This window comes from Enterococcus gilvus ATCC BAA-350, assembly GCF_000407545.1.
Lineage (GTDB): Bacteria > Bacillota > Bacilli > Lactobacillales > Enterococcaceae > Enterococcus_A > Enterococcus_A gilvus.
On sequence record NZ_ASWH01000001.1, the window covers coordinates 833,176 to 850,932 of the forward strand.

General features: G+C 42.9%; 20 protein-coding genes, 1 pseudogene and 1 riboswitch. Of the genes and pseudogenes, 10 read left to right on the forward strand and 11 right to left on the reverse strand.

Features of this window, described 5'->3' with window-relative positions:
• Positions 1 to 140 precede the first annotated feature (140 nt).
• The 4 genes from I592_RS04085 to I592_RS04100 are packed head-to-tail and all read left to right on the forward strand — an operon-like array spanning position 141 to position 3,718.
• Positions 141 to 614, forward strand: a complete 474-nt coding sequence (locus tag I592_RS04085; RefSeq protein WP_010781488.1) for a hypothetical protein — start codon at positions 141 to 143, stop codon at positions 612 to 614.
• A gap of 3 nt (positions 615 to 617) precedes the next feature.
• Positions 618 to 1,835: an efflux RND transporter periplasmic adaptor subunit gene (locus tag I592_RS04090; RefSeq protein WP_010781487.1), complete on the forward strand. Its 1,218-nt coding sequence runs from the start codon at positions 618 to 620 to the stop codon at positions 1,833 to 1,835.
• The gene (locus I592_RS04095; protein WP_010781486.1) at positions 1,836 to 2,522 is read left to right on the forward strand and encodes an ABC transporter ATP-binding protein; all 687 of its coding nucleotides are present in this window, start codon (positions 1,836 to 1,838) and stop codon (positions 2,520 to 2,522) included. It begins immediately after the preceding gene.
• On the forward strand, positions 2,519 to 3,718 hold the full coding sequence (locus I592_RS04100) for an ABC transporter permease (RefSeq protein WP_010781485.1): 1,200 nt from the start codon (positions 2,519 to 2,521) through the stop codon (positions 3,716 to 3,718). Before I592_RS04095 ends, I592_RS04100 begins: the two co-directional genes overlap by 4 nt.
• Positions 3,719 to 3,846: 128 nt before the next feature.
• Here I592_RS04100 and yidC read toward each other — a convergent pair whose 3' ends face one another.
• Positions 3,847 to 4,782 carry a membrane protein insertase YidC gene (gene yidC, locus I592_RS04105; RefSeq protein WP_010781484.1) on the reverse strand — a complete coding sequence of 312 codons (936 nt, stop codon included), beginning with the start codon at positions 4,780 to 4,782 and terminating at the stop codon, positions 3,847 to 3,849.
• A gap of 104 nt (positions 4,783 to 4,886) precedes the next feature.
• On the reverse strand, positions 4,887 to 5,159 hold the full coding sequence (locus I592_RS04110; RefSeq protein ID WP_010781483.1) for an acylphosphatase: 273 nt from the start codon (positions 5,157 to 5,159) through the stop codon (positions 4,887 to 4,889).
• A 139-nt stretch (positions 5,160 to 5,298) separates the two neighbouring features.
• Here I592_RS04110 and I592_RS04115 point away from each other — a divergent pair, with 139 nt between their 5' ends.
• The 5 genes from I592_RS04115 (at position 5,299) to I592_RS04135 (ending at position 9,402) form a co-directional block, all read left to right on the forward strand.
• Positions 5,299 to 6,060: a TrmH family RNA methyltransferase gene (locus I592_RS04115; protein ID WP_010781482.1), complete on the forward strand. Its 762-nt coding sequence runs from the start codon at positions 5,299 to 5,301 to the stop codon at positions 6,058 to 6,060.
• A 129-nt stretch (positions 6,061 to 6,189) separates the two neighbouring features.
• Positions 6,190 to 6,687, forward strand: coding sequence for an HD domain-containing protein (locus I592_RS04120; RefSeq protein WP_010781481.1), 498 nt, complete (start codon positions 6,190 to 6,192; stop codon positions 6,685 to 6,687).
• A 399-nt stretch (positions 6,688 to 7,086) separates the two neighbouring features.
• On the forward strand, positions 7,087 to 7,707 hold the full coding sequence (locus tag I592_RS04125) for a YczE/YyaS/YitT family protein (RefSeq protein ID WP_010781480.1): 621 nt from the start codon (positions 7,087 to 7,089) through the stop codon (positions 7,705 to 7,707).
• A gap of 181 nt (positions 7,708 to 7,888) precedes the next feature.
• Complete coding sequence (gene efp / locus I592_RS04130; protein WP_010781479.1) at positions 7,889 to 8,452, forward strand: elongation factor P; 564 nt, start codon at positions 7,889 to 7,891, stop codon at positions 8,450 to 8,452.
• A gap of 221 nt (positions 8,453 to 8,673) precedes the next feature.
• Complete coding sequence (locus tag I592_RS04135) at positions 8,674 to 9,402, forward strand: helix-turn-helix domain-containing protein (RefSeq protein ID WP_010781478.1); 729 nt, start codon at positions 8,674 to 8,676, stop codon at positions 9,400 to 9,402.
• 53 nt (positions 9,403 to 9,455) lie between these two features.
• Here I592_RS04135 and I592_RS04140 read toward each other — a convergent pair whose 3' ends face one another.
• The 9 genes and pseudogenes from I592_RS04140 to I592_RS04180 form a co-directional block, all read right to left on the reverse strand.
• A complete protein-coding gene (locus I592_RS04140) occupies positions 9,456 to 9,908 on the reverse strand; it encodes a hypothetical protein (RefSeq protein ID WP_010781477.1) in 453 nt (150 codons plus the stop codon).
• Positions 9,909 to 10,449: 541 nt separating this feature from the next.
• Positions 10,450 to 11,049, reverse strand: coding sequence for a DUF2922 family protein (locus I592_RS04145; RefSeq protein ID WP_010781476.1), 600 nt, complete (start codon positions 11,047 to 11,049; stop codon positions 10,450 to 10,452).
• Positions 11,050 to 11,102: 53 nt separating this feature from the next.
• Positions 11,103 to 11,492, reverse strand: a complete 390-nt coding sequence (locus I592_RS04150; RefSeq protein WP_010781475.1) for a hypothetical protein — start codon at positions 11,490 to 11,492, stop codon at positions 11,103 to 11,105.
• 64 nt (positions 11,493 to 11,556) lie between these two features.
• The gene (locus tag I592_RS04155) at positions 11,557 to 11,775 is read right to left on the reverse strand and encodes a DUF2922 family protein (RefSeq protein WP_010781474.1); all 219 of its coding nucleotides are present in this window, start codon (positions 11,773 to 11,775) and stop codon (positions 11,557 to 11,559) included.
• Positions 11,776 to 11,796: 21 nt separating this feature from the next.
• Complete coding sequence (locus I592_RS04160; RefSeq protein ID WP_044926420.1) at positions 11,797 to 12,000, reverse strand: hypothetical protein; 204 nt, start codon at positions 11,998 to 12,000, stop codon at positions 11,797 to 11,799.
• A gap of 297 nt (positions 12,001 to 12,297) precedes the next feature.
• Positions 12,298 to 13,023, reverse strand: a complete 726-nt coding sequence (locus I592_RS04165; protein WP_010781472.1) for a hypothetical protein — start codon at positions 13,021 to 13,023, stop codon at positions 12,298 to 12,300.
• 540 nt (positions 13,024 to 13,563) lie between these two features.
• A pseudogene (locus I592_RS04170) lies at positions 13,564 to 14,670 on the reverse strand (tyrosine-type recombinase/integrase).
• Positions 14,671 to 15,035: 365 nt separating this feature from the next.
• The gene (locus I592_RS04175) at positions 15,036 to 15,935 is read right to left on the reverse strand and encodes a WaaS/CpsH family glycosyltransferase (RefSeq protein ID WP_010781469.1); all 900 of its coding nucleotides are present in this window, start codon (positions 15,933 to 15,935) and stop codon (positions 15,036 to 15,038) included.
• A gap of 184 nt (positions 15,936 to 16,119) precedes the next feature.
• Positions 16,120 to 16,650: a folate family ECF transporter S component gene (locus I592_RS04180; protein WP_010781468.1), complete on the reverse strand. Its 531-nt coding sequence runs from the start codon at positions 16,648 to 16,650 to the stop codon at positions 16,120 to 16,122.
• A gap of 36 nt (positions 16,651 to 16,686) precedes the next feature.
• Positions 16,687 to 16,783, reverse strand: a riboswitch (THF riboswitch).
• A 180-nt stretch (positions 16,784 to 16,963) separates the two neighbouring features.
• Here I592_RS04180 and I592_RS04185 point away from each other — a divergent pair.
• A complete protein-coding gene (locus tag I592_RS04185) occupies positions 16,964 to 17,704 on the forward strand; it encodes a hypothetical protein (RefSeq protein ID WP_010781467.1) in 741 nt (246 codons plus the stop codon).
• The last annotated feature ends 53 nt before the right edge of the window (positions 17,705 to 17,757 follow it).

The window sequence follows — 17,757 nt, forward strand, 5'->3', positions numbered from 1 at the left end:
ACAAAAAATGCCTTTTTCAAGATCAATCTTTAAAATGACTGTTACTTAATAGTATAATGGGTATTAATTTGTGAAATGTTTTGCTTAGGGGATGGACAATTTCATGAATGAATGAATAAAAGTGGAATGGGAGTGGTTAAATGGAAAAGCATTTGAAAAAAGCGAAAACGTGGAACACAGTAGTAATTATTTTAGGAATCCTTTCGGTAGCAACTGGGGTGATGGGGTTGCCGAAAGTCTTGAATCCGAATGCAAAGGATTATGAAATGTTAGGAGACTATGGGAGACAGATGTTGGACTATATGAACAGCCCGCTGACAAAAGCCGTCTCGGTACTGTCATTGGTCGTGTCGATCATTTTACTCGTCTTCTATTTTAAAGCCAACAAAAAATTAAGCGATGAGATCGCACCTTCAAAAGTGCCCTATTATGTTTCGATCGGCTGGAGCCTTCTGAGCTTAGCCTTATCGTTGATCACGCAGCCAACGATGCAGATCGAAGGAACGAATATCAATACGATCATGACGATCGTTATGACGGTATTTCAGGTGATCTTCTTATTGCCTGCATTACTGGTGATCGTCCATTTATTTAAAGCAGAACCCGAGGAGTAGCGCATGAGAAAGAAAAAAATGACGAAAAAGCAAAGAGTCCGTTGGAGTATTTTAGCTGGTGTGTTGGCGTTGGTCCTTTTTATCGGGATCTTCGTCTATTCACAAACACGCGGCACGAAAGTAGAAGAGAATCAATTCAAAACGATCACCTTAAAAAAATCTGATCCGCTGACCTTCAATGGGATCGTGGAAGCGACCCATACGCAGGATTATTATTTGGATCAAACGTTAGGCAAAATCTCTGAGATCAATGTTCAAGATGGGCAAGAAGTCACAGAGGGAACGACACTGCTCAGCTATACAAATACCCAATATCAAGAGCAGGCAGATGAACAGAGCACCAATTTAGATAAATTGTACCTAGCCGTGGCGAATGCACAGGAAATGCTGACGATCGCGCAAGACAAGCAAGCCAAAGAGCAGCAGAAAGTGAACGAAGCCACCGCTAACTACAACAACACCAATGGCAACAGCGAAGAAGGCGCAGCCAATAAAGAGCAATACAAACAGGAAAAGGCCCAATACGAAAGCACCCTGGATGCGGCGAGTGACGGTGTCGTCCAAGCCCGCCAAGCACTAAACAGCGCCAACGCGGAGTTAAACGCAGCGTCGCAAAGTGTCAATACGATCCGAGGAAAGGTCAGCTCCACGATCGCCAGCGCCACGAGCGGCACCGCTTATATCGACGAAAAAGGGAAAAATGAAGCATCCGTCCCAGTCGTAAAAGTCGTCAGCAATGAAGTGACGGTCGAAGCGAAGGCGTCAGAATACGATTATCCGCAAGTGAAACAAGATGCCCCTGTAACGATCAAGCCAATCACGACAAACCAAGAAATTGCAGGGACGATCACACACATCAACAAGCTGCCGGATCGGGCCAGTGAAGCCGCAGGACAAGCAGCCGGCGCAGGTGGGGGAACAACAAGCTCGGTTTCAAATTACAGCTTTATTGTCAAACCGACAGAAACACTGCAATATGGTTACAATGTTCAAGTCGTGATGCCGCTAAACGAGATCCGTGTGCCGAAAAAGGCGGTCAAAAAAACAGGGGACACCCATTATGTGTTTGCCTACCGCAAAGGAAAAGTTCGGGAAGTGACGGTTCAAGTCGAGGACAAAGGCGATTATTATCTCTTGAAGGACGGACTAAAAGAAGGCGACCGCATCATTTCAAATCCTGATAAATCCTTGCGAGATGGTCAGGAATTGGCGGTGGATTAGATGATCGAACTCAAAGACATCAACAAGTACTACCGCAACGACGAGGAATCTTTGCACGTGCTGAAAGACATCAATCTGAAGGCCGATGCTGGGGAGATGATCGCGATCATGGGTCCTTCCGGTTCAGGAAAATCCACACTGATCAACCTATTAGGCTTTATCGATACAAAGTTTGAGGGGCAGTATTTATTTGAAGATGAAAACCTGATCACGACCACCGATGACCGTTTGTCTAAAACGCGGAATCAAATCGTCGGCTTCGTTTTTCAAAATTTCAGCCTGATCGAGAATTATACGGTCTATGAAAATGTTGAATTGCCGCTTCTTTATAACGGCTACGGCTTCCATCAAACAAAGAAAAAAGTCATGACAGTCTTAGAAAAAGTCGGTCTCTCGGACAAGGCAGAAAAACGTCCGAGACAGCTATCCGGTGGGCAGCAGCAACGTGTGGCCATCGCACGAGCGCTGATCAATCAGCCAAAATTCATTATCGCGGATGAACCAACGGGGGCACTTGATACCCATACCTCCAACGAGATCATGGAGCTATTCCAAGAACTGAACCGCCAAGACAAAGTCACGATTTTTCTAGTGACCCATGATCCGGAGGTCGTTCCCTATTGCACACGATTAGTCAAGATCAGAGACGGCGCGATCACAGAAGACAGGGCGGTGAATGACGAATGAAATTCTATGTCAATTGGCGTTCTTCCTTAGGCTCGATCTTTAAGAACAAAAAACGAAGCGCACTGACGATGTTCGGTATCGTGATCGGGATCGCTGCGGTGATCGCGATTCTGTCGATTGGCCGCGGGTTTGAGCGTGACACGATCGAGAGTCTGACTGCGAGTGACTCAGACAAGCTGGAGGTCACGATTGATTTTGCCCCCAGCAACGATGCCTTGTATTCTTCCAACATCGATATGATCCAAGATTCTGACTTCAGTATATTAAGAACGATCGATGGCGTGGAGTCGGTCAACTATCCAAAGAACGATTTGTCCTATATTTATAAAGACGTTCAAGTAAAGGATAAGAAGAAAAATTACCGTGTCGGCGTGGTCTCGAAAAAAGGCAAAGCAGTCAGCCATGGACGCAGCATCTCCATGTATGACAACCAGACACAAAGCAAAGTCGTGACCATCGATTCGTCGTTGGCAAAAGACCTGTTCGGTACAGCAAAAAGCGCGGTCGGACGCGGCTTTACGTTAGACAATCAAGTCTTCACCATCGTGGGGGTATTTCCATCTGGGATGGAAGAGACGATGTTCTCCATGGGCTCTACGAAAATCCAGATCTCTCGACAAACCTACGTCCATTTCTTTGGGAATGAACGCTACACAAGCTCGGTCGTCCTGACACTAGCAGACGGCAGTCAGTTGAACAAAGTCGCTGACAAAGCCATCAAAAAACTGCAAGACGCCGGAGCGATGCGTCAGCAAGGGGAATACCAAGTGTCTAATATGGCGATGATGACAGATGGGATCAGTGAAGTTTTAAGCAGTATCACACTCTTCATCAGCGCGGTAGCAGGGATCTCTCTTTTCATCGCAGGGGTCGGCGTCATGAATATGATGTATATCTCCGTTTCTGAGCGAACAAAAGAAATCGGGATACGTCGGGCACTAGGGGCAACGCGTGGCGCGATCCGCCTGCAATTCTTGCTGGAAGGCATGACCTTGACACTTGTCGGCGGGATCATCGGCTATCTTCTAGGGATGATCGTGGCCTATGCGATCGGAAATGTCATGGATATCTCGGTATCCGTGGATTTGTTTACAGTTTGTTTAGCAGTCGGCGTTTCAAGCGGAATCGGGTTGGTGTTCTCAGTGATGCCCGCCTCTGAAGCAGCGAAGAAAGATTTGATCGATATCCTTAGATAAATAGGTCGAAAAAGCTATCGGTCTTTCGCTAGAAATCGAGAGCCATTTCAATCAGCTATAAGGAACAAAAAAAGAGTGTCCACATCATCCAGTCTAGGCTGTGATGATGTGGACACTCTTTTTATTGGTTATTTACGTTGTTGCTTCCCGGAGTTGCGTCCGTTGGCGTTTTTGTTTTTATTTTTGTTCTTAGGCTGTGACACTTGTTTTTGTTGCACGGGCTCAGCCTTTTTGATTGGCTTCGTTACTACTTGTTTCGGTGGGTTCTTCTTCAAATCTTCTTGGATCTTCGCTTTGATACGAGGACGCATCAAGACATTGGTGATGAAGGTTTGGATACAACTGAAGATACCGCCGACTACCCAGTACAATGCCACCCCAGCAGGTGAGGTGAAGGACATGAAGACGATCATCAATGGTGAAGCGATCATCATGCTGCGCATCGTTTTCTTTTGTTCTTCCGGCACACCGATCAGTGAGATGTACCCTTGGAGCAAGTAGGCGATCCCTACGACGACCACGAGAGCGATACTTGGTTTTGCCAAGTCGATCCCTAAGAAGGTCGAATGTTGGATACCTTGAGAAAAACGTGCCGTGTAATACAACGCGGAGAAGATCGGCATTTGGATCAGCAACGGCAGACAGCCCATGCCGCCCATCATGCTGACATTGTTTTCCTTGTAGACAGCTTGCATTTCACGCTGTGCTTCCATTTGTTCTTCTTGCGTCGTTGCTTGCTTTACTTTTGCTTGAGCTGCGTCGACCTGTGGTTTGATCGATTGCATTTTTTCCGATTGGACCAATGATTTCTTGGATTGATTGATTCCCAAAGGCAAGATGATCAAGCGGACGATGATCGTTAATACAATGATCGCTAATCCGTAAGACCAGTTGAAGTTTTGAACCATCCAATTAAGAAAGTTCTCCAATGGCACAACGAGCATTCGATAGACAAGACCTGATGTATCTGGGGTACCATCACTATTTGATTTAACACAGCCGGATAATAGTAAAAGAACGCCCAAGAGGCCGGAGCCTAAGAGCCAATTTTTAAATTTTGTCATTTATTTCTTCCTCTGCTAATAAAAATTTATACAGGAAATACTATACTAGATAACTCAAGCCTTTTCAATGAAATTCGAGGAAATCAGGGAACCTTGTCATTTTTTTAATAGACCACGCGAAATTGATCGTAGTCCTTGATCCCAGGGTCTTCCGATTGGCTGATATGGGACACTTTTGCAAAAGGATTTTGCGGCTGCTCCAACTTCTCTAAAAACTGAGCCATCTGAGCCTCTGTTCCAACAGCTTCGATCGTCACACTGCTGTCCTCTTCATTTTTCACCGTACCGGTCAAGCCAATCTCAAGGGCAAGCTGATAGGTGGTATAGCGGAAGCCCACGCCCTGAACACGTCCGGTAACATTTATATGCTTCTTCATATGAAACCCTCCTGATTCTTTTTTTCTCTTATTCACTATGATAACGACTTTTGCTGGTTGATACAAGAATTCGCGTGCTATAATGGCAGACGGAGCCATATGTTAGAAAACAACTAGCTAAAAAAGTGGAGGAAACAGTTTGAAAGAGATCCAATCAACTAAAAATACCCTTATCAAAGAAACAAAAAAATTATTGCAAAAAAAATACCGTCAACAAAGCCAAACCTATTTATTGGAAGGCTTCCATTTGATCCAAGAAGCACAGGCCGCAGAGGTGGTCTTAAAAGAAGTTTTCATCAGCCAACGCGGACTGAATGAATGGTCTGAATGGATCGAAGCCCATCTGACAGATTATTCCCTTGTTTCTGACGATGTACTGAAGGCCCTGTCTAGTCAGCCTACACCCCAAGGCATGATCGCTGTAGCGGAGATGCCGCAAGAAGAAAATGATGATTTTTCAGGTGCTTGGCTGCTATTGGACAATGTGCAAGACCCCGGCAATGTTGGAACTATGATCCGCACAGCCGATGCGGCAGGTTTTTCAGGCGTCCTTCTAGGGCAGGGGAGCGCCGATCTATACAATCCAAAGACCTTGCGCAGCACACAAGGAAGCCTCTACCATCTGTCTGTTCGAAGCGGTGACCTTTCCGCCATCATTCCTCAGTTTCAGGAGAAGGGCTATCCAGTGGTAGGCACAGCCTTGGACAAACAAGCCAAAGACTACTTATCCGTTGAGAAGATGAGTGATTTTGCCTTGGTCATGGGAAATGAAGGTCAGGGGATGTCGCCCGAACTATTAGCCATGACAGACCAAAATGTGTACATTACAATTAAAGGAAAAGCTGAATCTTTAAACGTTGGAATCGCGGCTGGCGTGTTAATGTTCCACTTACTTAAGTAAAAATTCACATTTTGGTAATCGATATTAAGGAACTGTTAAACTTTATTCACAAACTCATGGAAGCCTATTCAATGAATCTGCCACGTGCTATACTATTTGACAGAGACAAAGAAAAGGGGCTTTATATCCATGACAGAAAACTGGCGTGATGATGAAGAATACGTTTCTTATATAGAAGATTTATTAGCTACCGAAGAGGTACAAAAATTAGCAAATTACATCCAACACATGCATTCAACACGGTTGGAACACTCAATCAGTGTTTCTTATAATAGCTACAAATTAGCAAAACAATTCAACGGCGATGCTAGAGCCACTGCTCGTGCAGGTCTATTACACGATCTGTTCTATTACGACTGGCGCACAACGAAATTCGACGAAGGATCGCATGCCTACATGCATCCACGAATCGCTGTTAAAAACGCAGAAAAAATCACGGAGTTGTCAGACTTAGAACGTGATATTATTATTAAGCATATGTGGGGCGCAACGATCACTCCCCCTAAATACAAAGAAAGCTACATCGTAACGATGGTCGATAAATACTGCGCCATCAAAGAAGCCGCTGTGCCGATAGTAGACCGCTTCAATTCCTACAAAGCACGCTTGAAGAAAGAGTGGAACTAACAGAACAATTCCAGGCACCAAACAAAAAAATTGTTTGGTGCCTTTGTTTTGCCAGTTTTCCTTCCTGCTTCAGCAGGTTAGGAAAATGGTATGCGTACGAAGATCCCTCATTTTTCAGGTTTTTAGAAAAATGAATACCTATTATATAAGTTAGCGGCTAGGTAGATTTTTCGAAGTGTATGCGGTCAGAACGAGTATTCTTGAACGTATTCTTCGTATTTGAACGAAGGGTTTAGTAGAATGGAGTAAGTGGACGAAGGTGGGAAAAGCTTTTTTCCATGCCCTTTGTAAAACGGAAAAATGTAAGGGCTCTTTTAGGTAAAACAGTTTATCAACTCGTTTATCGTTCATTGGTGTTGGCCGTGACTTAATTTAGATTGTAAGAAAGAGAGGAACAAAGTGATCAAACCAAATATAGCAAAGCAGTTAGTTTTTGCCATCGTCGGAACATTTATCGCCGCGGTGGGGGTCCGATTGATCGTCGTCAGCGGATTGGGAGCAGACGCGATCAGCACATTGGTGTTAGGAATCCTTCAGCATGTCTCCCTACAGTTCGGCACGGTGAGTATGATGTTCAGTGGGATCGTCTTAGTGTTCATCTTTTTTTACGATCGAAAAATGATCGGTATCGGAAGTATCATCAATAGCTTCGGACTCGGTTTTTGCCTGAATCTCTTGGATGGGATGGGGATCTTGCATACGATTCCTGATGGGCTGGGCTATCCGTCGATCATCGCGGGATCGATCGTGTTCGGTATCGGTACCGGGATCTATCTACTGGCGGATGCTGGATCAGCGGCGTATGAATGTTTGATGGTCTTGATGAAGCGATTGCTGAAGAGCTCGGTGAAGGTGGCACGGATCGTCTTAGATGCCATCATCTTTTTGGCGGGCTTCCTGTTAGGCGGACATATCGGCTTTGGGACGCTGATCGTATTATTATTGATGGGCCCTTCGTTGGAAATGACCTTGAATCATTTGCCAAAACTGAAATTTTTCCGTGTACAGCAAGCAAAATAGAGCAAGGAAGCGATTTTTTCCTAGTAACCGAATGGGTTATTTGCTACAATGAATAAGGTTCATTTTATAGTAGAGAGGTGCGAATGATTTCTTGCTCCGGCAGAAAAAAAGCGCATACGAAGAACGATCCATCGAATGAAACGATTCGAACAGATAAAAATAGGAATAGGAGTGCTTATTAATGATTGCAGCAAGCGATTTACGTGCAGGGATGACTTTTGTTCAAGGAGACAAATTGATCAAAGTGTTAGATGCCAGCCACCACAAACCTGGTAAGGGAAACACCGTTATGCGCATGAAATTGCGTGACGTTCGTACAGGTTCAACTTACGATACGACGTTCCGTCCAGATGAAAAATTTGAAAAAGCGATGATGGAAACGAAGCCTGTTCAATATTTGTACAGCCAAGATGACATCGCGATTTTCATGGATCTAGAAACCTATGAACAATACGAAATTCCAATTGCGACAGTTGAAGAAGAAATGAAGTATTTACTTGAAAATATGGAAGTAAAAATCCAATTTTACGGTGAAGAAGTGATCGGTTTGACATTGCCTACGTCCGTTGTTTTGCGAGTGGTTGAAACTCAACCATCCATCAAAGGTGCGACAGTTACTGGTTCAGGCAAACCTGCGACCATGGAAACAGGCTTAGTCGTGAACGTTCCTGACTTTATCGAAGAAGGCGAAATGCTGGAAATCAACACTCAAGAAGGTACGTACCAAAAACGCGCAAATAAATAATCAAGAAAAGACCATGATCGCTGGGAGGACTTCCAAGAGGAGTCGACGCACGCGGTCATGGCTTTTTTATGTCAAAATAGAAAATGACACCTTTACTAGAAACGCTGCGAATTCCCCTGGAAAACAACGCTACAAATTGTGACATAGCTGCTATGACACGATTCATAGCGTAATAAAGGGACATTCATACTCTATACTTTTAATAGGTCAGGAGGACGATCATGGATATAGGATCAAAATTAAAAGAACATCGAACAACGAGAAATTTAACGCAGGAAGAGGTGGCGATGAAGCTGAATGTTTCCCGAACGACAGTTTCAAGTTGGGAAACGGGGCGCACATTTCCTGATATTGAAAAGCTCGTTTATTTAAGCGACCTGTATGATCTCTCCTTAGACCAATTAATCAAAGAGGAGCCGGTGATCATGGAAACCCTTGTGACAGAAAGAAAAAAATTAGGACGCTACAAGATTCTTAAAAGTATAGGTCTTGCTTTGGTGGCATTATTTGTACTCTACAATCTCTATTGGTTCACAGCAGTCTATCCCAGAAATCAAAAGTTGAAGGATTGGGATAAGACGGAAGCAAATAATTATCTTCATAAAGGAAAGCATACGTTTCAGGCTCATGACCTTCGCTATCTAGAGCCGCTGCACAATGGCAATATCCCTGTTTCTACCTATCGAGGGAGCGCCTTCGATGTAGGTATCGATGGAGATTACGTCTATGTAGGTCTTTATGGAAAAGCCGATCGCATGAAATTAGATGTTCCAAAGTCGACAAATTTTACTCTGCGCTTCAAAAGAAACGAAAGAAATCCTTCTTATGAAAAAGTAAGTGGGGATACACCACCAAGTGAAGCGAAGAAAATTCTAAAGGAACATGCCAAAGAATTTAATGAAGACCTCCGCGCGGTTCAAGCTGTCTGGGATAGTGTCAATAATAACTAATACGATCACTGCTGGTAGAAAACCTCACGATATTTTCTACCAGTTTTTTTCGATCAGTGAAACGTACGCACGATGTCTTGGATGTCTCGATTGATTTTATTTGGTGCGATGTATTTTCGCCCTTTCGCAGTGAGGCTGTCACGAGCGAAGATCGTCGCGCTTGCCGTCAAGCACCCTTTTGAGCAGCAGTGGATGACTTTTCTGAATTCGTCATATTCAAATTGGAAAAAACTGCTGGTGAGATTCAGATGATCCGGGCGGAAGGTGTAGCAGTGGTCGTTAAGATCCTCAGAAAAGGGGTGCAGACACCCGGGACAGATATGCCATTTTCTCCCGTGTACTCTATAGGAGCTTTCTATGTACCGCTTTTGTTGAATGCGTAAAAGTCTCACAGGATACAGACTTTTTGTAGGAAAATTGTTATTCAAAAAGATTAATTGATCAATGGATTGCTGATCTTCAAAGGATTCAAATCGTGTGGGAATACTCGTAGTGAATTGAAGCATTGTCTTTTCCTCTTTTCTAATAGTTACACTAATATAATAAAAAGAAAGCATCTCTAAAAAAGAAGGGTCCCATCCAAGAGGGAAGAACAAGAAGTTGAGAGCAGGTTGCTAAGGGTCGTAACAACCTAATATTAAGGAGTAATTCCTCTCGAATGAGAACAGCCTATATCCGTTTTCATATAGGAAGGGCAACAAAAAATGGCCTCAATTCTTAATAAAGATACTTTCTAAAATAACTATAGCAAAAAAAGATTGCGGTGTGAAATTCCTTTTTTTACAAAATAACAATCGTTATTAAATTATTTTTTTTAACTCTGCATTAATAGAGACAATACAGATCTTTTTTTCAGTCGTCAGGGATCGTGCCTCCGCAGTAAATGATTGACGAGGGCAACGATCAGCCCCACAAAGAGGGGAGCGAGGATATAACGAATAAGCTCACTCAAAAGGATCACCTCCTTTCACGAGTGGGGAGGGTGACGACAAGAGAGGCTACCTGCACGCAGCACTAATGAGACGAACAAAGATTACGTTAGAGACCTTACTCGCGTCTATCTGGTGAAGAGTCGGGCTCTCCCTTGTTTTTCTTCCGTCGAAACAGACGATCCAGCAGTTTTTTTCGCGGCTTCTTCTCAGCCGGCTTCGCTTGGTAGGACGAAGCTGTCTGTACAGAAGACTCACTACAGGAAGTTGTGCGTTCATTACCTATGGGCATAACGTTTTTTATTAATGACGGTTGGTTAATCGTCGCAGTGTCCGCAAGTACGACCGCTGGCACTTTCGGGCGCTCCACGGGCATAGGAAGCTGTGGAACCAATGCTTCAGGAAGCGGAGCAAGCTCTTGAGCCGCTGCCACAGGAAAGCAAGGCACGTCAGGTTCAAAAGAATCCTCTTCCTCCGAAATGTCTGTTGCGCTGTCGAAAATAGGGGAGATTTTTTTCGTTACCAATTTGCCGGATACCACAGAATCAAAGAGTTTTACGCCATCCTTTTCAAAAATGTCTAAGGTCGTCAAGAGTTCGCAGGCTGCTTTCATTTCTTGCGGCGTCAAGCTGGTATCGACGTCTCTATAGGTCCAGTTATGTGCGTGCCCTTCACCATCTGCGAAGGTCGTTACTAAATTTGTCGTCTCAATACTCATGTCAAAGTTCCTTTCTTTTAGTTTATTTGTGTGCGCAGGTAGATAGAATGATCTCACGGTTCGTTGGTTTCTTCGGGACGGACAAGGGAAATCAAGGAACGAACAACTGTCTTGGCTTTTTCTACATAGTCTCTAGCAGGAAACATCTTCATCCGCAGCGCCCGCCATTCAGGAGCCATGAAGTAATCCTGGAAATAGTAGAAGAAGCGTTTCATCGTACGGGTGGCTTTTGTATTTAAGAAAATGTAGCGAACGAGATCCTTCAGAACATGGGCAAACTCTTTCGCTCCCAGTTGATGTCGCACGCGTAATGCCAAGATATAATGAATCGTTTTGGTGCTGTTTTGAGTCAATTGATAGAACCACGTGATCCGGTTCTCCAATGTTTCTAATTTCAAAGTGAATAGCTGGTGATGATCGAGTGCCAAGTCCTTCATTCTCATCGAATCTCATCCTTCCTTTTCTTAATAGAGGGGAGCGGGGAGCACCCGCTCGACCTCCTGGTGATTAGCCTTTAAAAATTTCTTGTTCCGTCGTTTCGACATAAGCGGCGCTGTCAACTGTATTGAATAGGAAAGCATCGTCCTTTTTGAAGAGCTTCAGGTCGCCTAAACGTCCTAGCAAGCCTTTGATCTCAGTCGGTGTTTTCGTCGTTGTTGGGTTTTCCAGGCTCCAGGTCTGTACTTTTCCAGAGCTGGTTTTGAATTTCGCGACAAGTTTTTTCATTTCTTCTTCCTCCTTTATAGGTTATTTCACGTAGCGTGTTTGCGTCGTTAAGATCGCGCTGTCCAAGTAGCTGTCTTCCGCGGACAATTCCGTTAAGATCTCACCCAATTCTAGGATGGCTTCCTCTGACGGATCATCGATCACATGTTGAAAATTGACCTTCTTCATCTTTTCTAATCCTTGGTCGATATGGACCTGTAATTTGCTGCCTAATTTTTGAAGCATCGTTGTTTCCTCCGTTTCGATTTTTTTGTACCGGCCGGTGACTACAAGATAGAGGATTTTCCCAGAAGAAACAAATCGCAAAATGACCGCCTCCCCCCCTAAAATGACTCGTTTTGGGGGTAAAAAGACCCTTTTTTGGCAAAAACAGGTCAAATTGGGGGGAGGGGGAGTCAATTTGCTGTTTGCGTTTGCCGTTGATTTTCTATAAAATAAAAGGTTTTGGCTAAAAATGGACAGGAACACAAAAAAACACAGAAAGCGAAGAAGTTCCTTCACTTTCTGTGTTTCTTCTAGTCATTAGTACCAGCCGATCCTATCGACCGCTTCACGATTTTCGATCAGATCATTGCAATGGTAAAGAGAGTAAGCTTTATTATAGAGCCGATTCAGCTCGCCGATGGGGGTGCGGAAATACTGCAAGCTCAGCCGTCCCCGTAGGACTTTCGCAAAAGGCGTGTCTGGCAATTCTAAAAAATCAAGCGGTGTCGTGCCCTTCGTGATAAAGTGAAAATGCCCGCGGCGCATCGTTGCCAATACCAGACAAGCCACCTCAGCATTACTGATGATCCGCCGCCGATGGATCGGTACGGTGAGCTTCGGTCCATTTTCGATCGCCACATAATAGGACTCCTGCATCTTTTTCAAGTCTACGATCTTCGCAGGATTCAGCCAAATCGTGGTTTCCGACCCCTCCAAAGGAAACAAGGCAAAGAAGGCACAGACCCACGGGAACTTATATTTCCCAAAATTCCCATTATTTTTCAGACAGCGAGAAAGAATCTTGTATTCAGGGAAACAATGGGCCGACGCAAAACGACGCAACGTCTTCTGCGGATTCATCTGACTAAAGGAGATCCCTTCGTCGGAAAAGATCAACGCCCCCGCCTCTCTCGGATTCGGGATGATGCAGTTGATGACCTGAACCTTCAACGGATCAAACGATGTAGCGCTTTCATAATACTGCTGCCACAAACTCGACCATACCTTATCCTCTAAAACATCCAACCTTTTACTCGTATTCATATACATCCTCCTTTAAGCACCTTCTTTGTGCTCACCTAAAACTATACTCCACAAAACCAAAAATTTGTTTTTTTATTTTTTAATTGAAAATTAAAGAAAACACAAAAATGAACGCGTGCTGATATTTATACACGCGTTCACCTCCAATTTTCCATTAATCGATCTCGTAAAGAATAAATGAACAATTTATTAGTAAAAAAATATATTTATAATATTTAAGGAAAATGCTAAAATAATTCGTTGGCTAGGATTACTATTGGCAAAAGTATTTTCAAGGATTATTACTTAGTCTTACAAAAAACTAGAAAAACCCTAAAATCCTTGGTGTGAAAAGGATCTCAGAGTTGGTTGACAATCAGTGACGGCTCATTTATAAAGTTATTTAAAATAACAAAACCTCTTTTAAAAAAATAGTTAATATTAGAAAAAAATTAGTCTTATAAGAAAAACGTCCATAAAGCAATCGCTTTCTCAGAAAATGAAAAAAGATTTTCTCAAAAAGTCCGCCTTTTTTTTTAAAAAACGTCCTTTATTGATTCTTTATCCGATTAATTTTGTCATTTCACAAATGACTTGGACTCGTTGTTCGATCATTGCGTCAACATACGTGTCCAGCGTCATCTGCGTGGAGGTATGCCCTAAAAGCGCGCTAACAGAAGGAATATCACGATTTGCTTCTAAGCAGCGCGTCGCAAATGTATGGCGCAACTGATGAAAATGAATTGTAGATAGCCCTGCTTTTTCTCTGACTTTGTGAAAATGATAAGTGAGGAGTCGAGGCTCGCATGGTTGCCCATTGGTAGAGAAAACAAAGCCGCCTCTTGAACTATTTTTATGCTTGAGTAATAACTTCTTTAATGTTGGACCAATAGGAATCACTCGCACTTATGCCTCTGTCTTTGAGTCGGTAAAGACCAATTGCGTCCGTTTTTCCACCTCATTGATTGCTTGGATACGTTGATACGTGTGTTGTACATGAATAAGATTCGTGTCAAAATCAATGTCCGACCATTTGAGCGCCGCAATTTCCCCGATCCGCATTCCAGAATGTAAGGCTAATAAAACGGGGATGTCGTAGCCTCGTTTTTCATTGGCAGCTACGTCCATGATTTTTTTCTGCTCGTTCAGTGTCAATGCACGAACTTTCGTTTTCTTCACTTTTGGAATCTTGATCTCAGAGAATGGATTAGATGTGATCTTTCTTAATCGCTTCGCATGGTTCAAGCATTTGTTCAGTATTCTAAAAAACTACTTGAATCGTTGATCTAGCAAGCTTCTTTTGCAGTCTTCCCAACAACTCTTTTCCCGTATCCAATGTGATCTCGTTCAATGAAACATCTTGGATTATCGGAAAACATATTTGGTCAATTTATAATAATAACTAGAAAAAGTCGAAGGTTTGACCTCTCCTTTTATTTCTTCCAGCCAATTGATCGTCCATTCCTCAAACGTTTCCGCCGAGCTTCCTTGGACTTCCTGCAATGTTTGGTATTTGATTTTTAATGGATACAGCTTCTATTTGACTTCAGTGTAGCTTTTCCCGTAAACATACCCGTATTTTATCCTTCCATTGATTTTCCGCCCCTTCGGAAATCGGCCTTCCCATCGGCCATCTTTTCGTAAGTAAATGTTCTCGCCTTTTCTCACTATTTAATTCCTCCTAAATTTGACGGCTAAATAGACGGTTTATTTTGTCCGAATATCTCAAATAAATCTCAAAAAACCCCCAGAAACAAATAATGATTAAGCGTGTTATTTTTCGCTATTTAAAATAATTGTTTTAAATAACGAAAATGGTTGTTACTAATAATTGAATTATAATAGGTTTACAGATTAATTCAAAAACGCTAGATAAATAAGTTGAATAATTTTTTTGATTCTAATTGTTTTTAGTTTTTTGTAAAACAATATCAAAAGAATGTAAAGGAACCATTTCAAAAAAGGAAAGCATCAATAAAAGTAATTACAAAAAGCCAAACTTCCATCTTCGAAAGTTTGGCTTTTTGTATTGGCTACAACGCGCTCTCATGTTTCATCAGCTCTGGGTAATATTCGAACTCTTCGAATAGCTGTGGATCGTAATCAATGAAGCGATTGACCCAGTTCTTTGCTTCAAAGAAGTCGAGAATGGCATGGTCTGCGGGCTGGTAAGGGATATTCAAGAATGCGGTCAGTTGGCTCAGGTCTGGGCCGATCATAAAGACGTTTCTTGGATCGTACATCCTGTAAAATGGCAGCATCTCATTAGCGGTAACCAATTTTTTCTGAAGATAAAGGGATTCAAAGGTTCGAAGGGTCACGCCGTATTGACCGGATCGGAGAATCTCCAAGATCCCTTTGCTGCTTTTGACGAGCTTCAGGTAGTCTGTGTAGGGCAAATAGCCGTCTTGTTCATTGCCGCGTTTAGGCAGTATATGATAAAAGGTGGACAGGCCGAGGGATTCGAAGCGGTCCTTTAAAGCCATGGCTTGTTCTCTGCGTCCATTGTCGTTCGCACCAAAAAAGATGTCGTAGTCTGTATCATGGAAGGGTTCTCCGACAGATTGTGTGTAAAAGGAACTATTGTGCTTCAATCCGAGGTCTCGTGCTTCTAAGGGATCGAAGTGATAGATCTCATCAATGGCAGGCTCTTTTTGAGCAGCATTTAATTTTCGATAGTGTTCCAACTTGAAATGATTCCAGAAAAATAAAACGATTTTTGCTTTTGTGAAGGGGCGAATACGCTCTGCCATCGCGGGTTCAAAGCCGTAGTCTAAAAAGATGATCAATTGAAACTCTTTCAAGTAATGACGTAAATAGTCATTGCTGGCGGTGAGCAGTTCTTTCCCTGAACAAACACTCATTTCTGATATGGCAGGGAAAAAGTATAGTGAACGGTCTTTAGGGACGATCAAAACATCTGAATTTTTCATTTTTCTCCCAGCTTTCACATTGGATTTTTCATAGCATAGCGCTTTCCAAAATGAATAGCGATAATTATGCTTGAGAAAAATAACACAAAAATGGAGACTGTCTATGGGATGAGACAGTCTCCAAAAGGAAAATTCGTGTGAAGTAAATAACTACATTCACTTAAATATAATAAAATTCTAAAAATTAATGGGCGCGATTAAAGCGTGAGATCCACTGTTTGTAAGGCAAGACACCGCCTAAGAAATAGGTGATGATGGCTTGGATAGGTATCCAGATCACGGTCTTGATCAAACGTGGTGCCCAGATCACCCAGCTAGTCAATGGCACATGGTACATCAATGCCAGCCATAGCGGCGTCAAGATCAAATTGATCACGACCGTCGTTACTAATACAGACTGAATCGAATTTTTCCATGTAATTTCTTTCTTATAAAAGAAGTATCCGTAGATGGCTCCTTCAAGAAAGGCATTGATGGTGAAGCCGATGAAAAATGGGGCCTTTGCGAAAAGCGACATTCCGATAAAATCAGCGATGACCGAACCGATCCCTGTCCAGAATGGACCGAAGAGCATGCCCATAATGATCTCTGGGATAAAGGTAAAGCTGACTTTGACAAATTGCGTCTCGATTCCTAAGATTCGGGACAGTGTGACCATCATGGCGATCAATAGCGCCATCGTTGTGATGCTTCTAGCATCGAGGTGTTTCTTCATTTCTAGCATCTCCTTATAGAGCTGCTACATTCTTCATGCAGCGAATGCGAAAATAAAACCGCAGACAAAGTCTTTCGTCCAAAGGGCAACATCCCATCCCTCCGGCACTTGACGCTTTATTTCCTACTCTGATTTATTTTTGGGGGAGATCCCCCGAAAAAAATACTAGCATAGAAAGAGGCAGTATACAATCTTTTCATTCTGAAGAAAAAAGTACTCAGGAATTTTTTTTTTGCGAATAAAGAAGGGTAATTTTTCGCCTCATTTAGAGGTATGATAGATTTACAACGATTATTAGGAAAGAGGGCAGAACATGGAGATCAAACCTTTGGGAGAAAGACAATTATTTTCCATGAAGCGTGGGAACCTTGAAAAGAGGATCAGTCAGTATTATTCGGAGACCCACGATACGGAATCAGTGGTGGAATATGGGGTGGCCGTTCTTTTATTCAATGCCATCACCATGGACAATTATTCGTTCGTCTGCAAAGACTTATTCAAAGAACTCTTTATGACAGCGGAACCGACAGATCATTTGCGGGACTATTGCCTGTATTTCTATGATTTTTTTACCTACGATGAATGGGAAGTGGTGCGGGATCGATTATTTAAGAACCGCAGGGAATTTTCTGAGTGGACCCGTAAGATTCGTCCTGAGATAGCAGCCGTTCGAGCAGCGGCGGCGCCAACGAACAAAAGAAAAATCTGGCTCTATGAAAATTACTTAAGCGAATCGGATCGTTCCGAGAATGAGATGGAACGATATAGCTATGCGTACCATGCTGCTTTCAGAGATGAAAATGGACGCAAGATCGTACAAAAATTTCGGAACGCGGATGTCGGTATGTCGAACGACCGTTATTTTATCTTGCTGACGACACTGATGCGGCTAAGTATTTTTCAAAAGAATGGCATTCGTCGGTTCCACGAATTGGAGTTTCGCAAATGCGGGCGCATGTCGATCATGGAGTTTTACGCAGATGAAGACGATGATGAAGCATTTTTGAAGCGGAGAAAGGCGAAGGCCAAAAAAGAGCAGGAAGAGGCACAATAAACAAAGAAGCAGGAGGGAAATCCCTTCCTGCTTCTTTGTTATTAAAAAAGTTT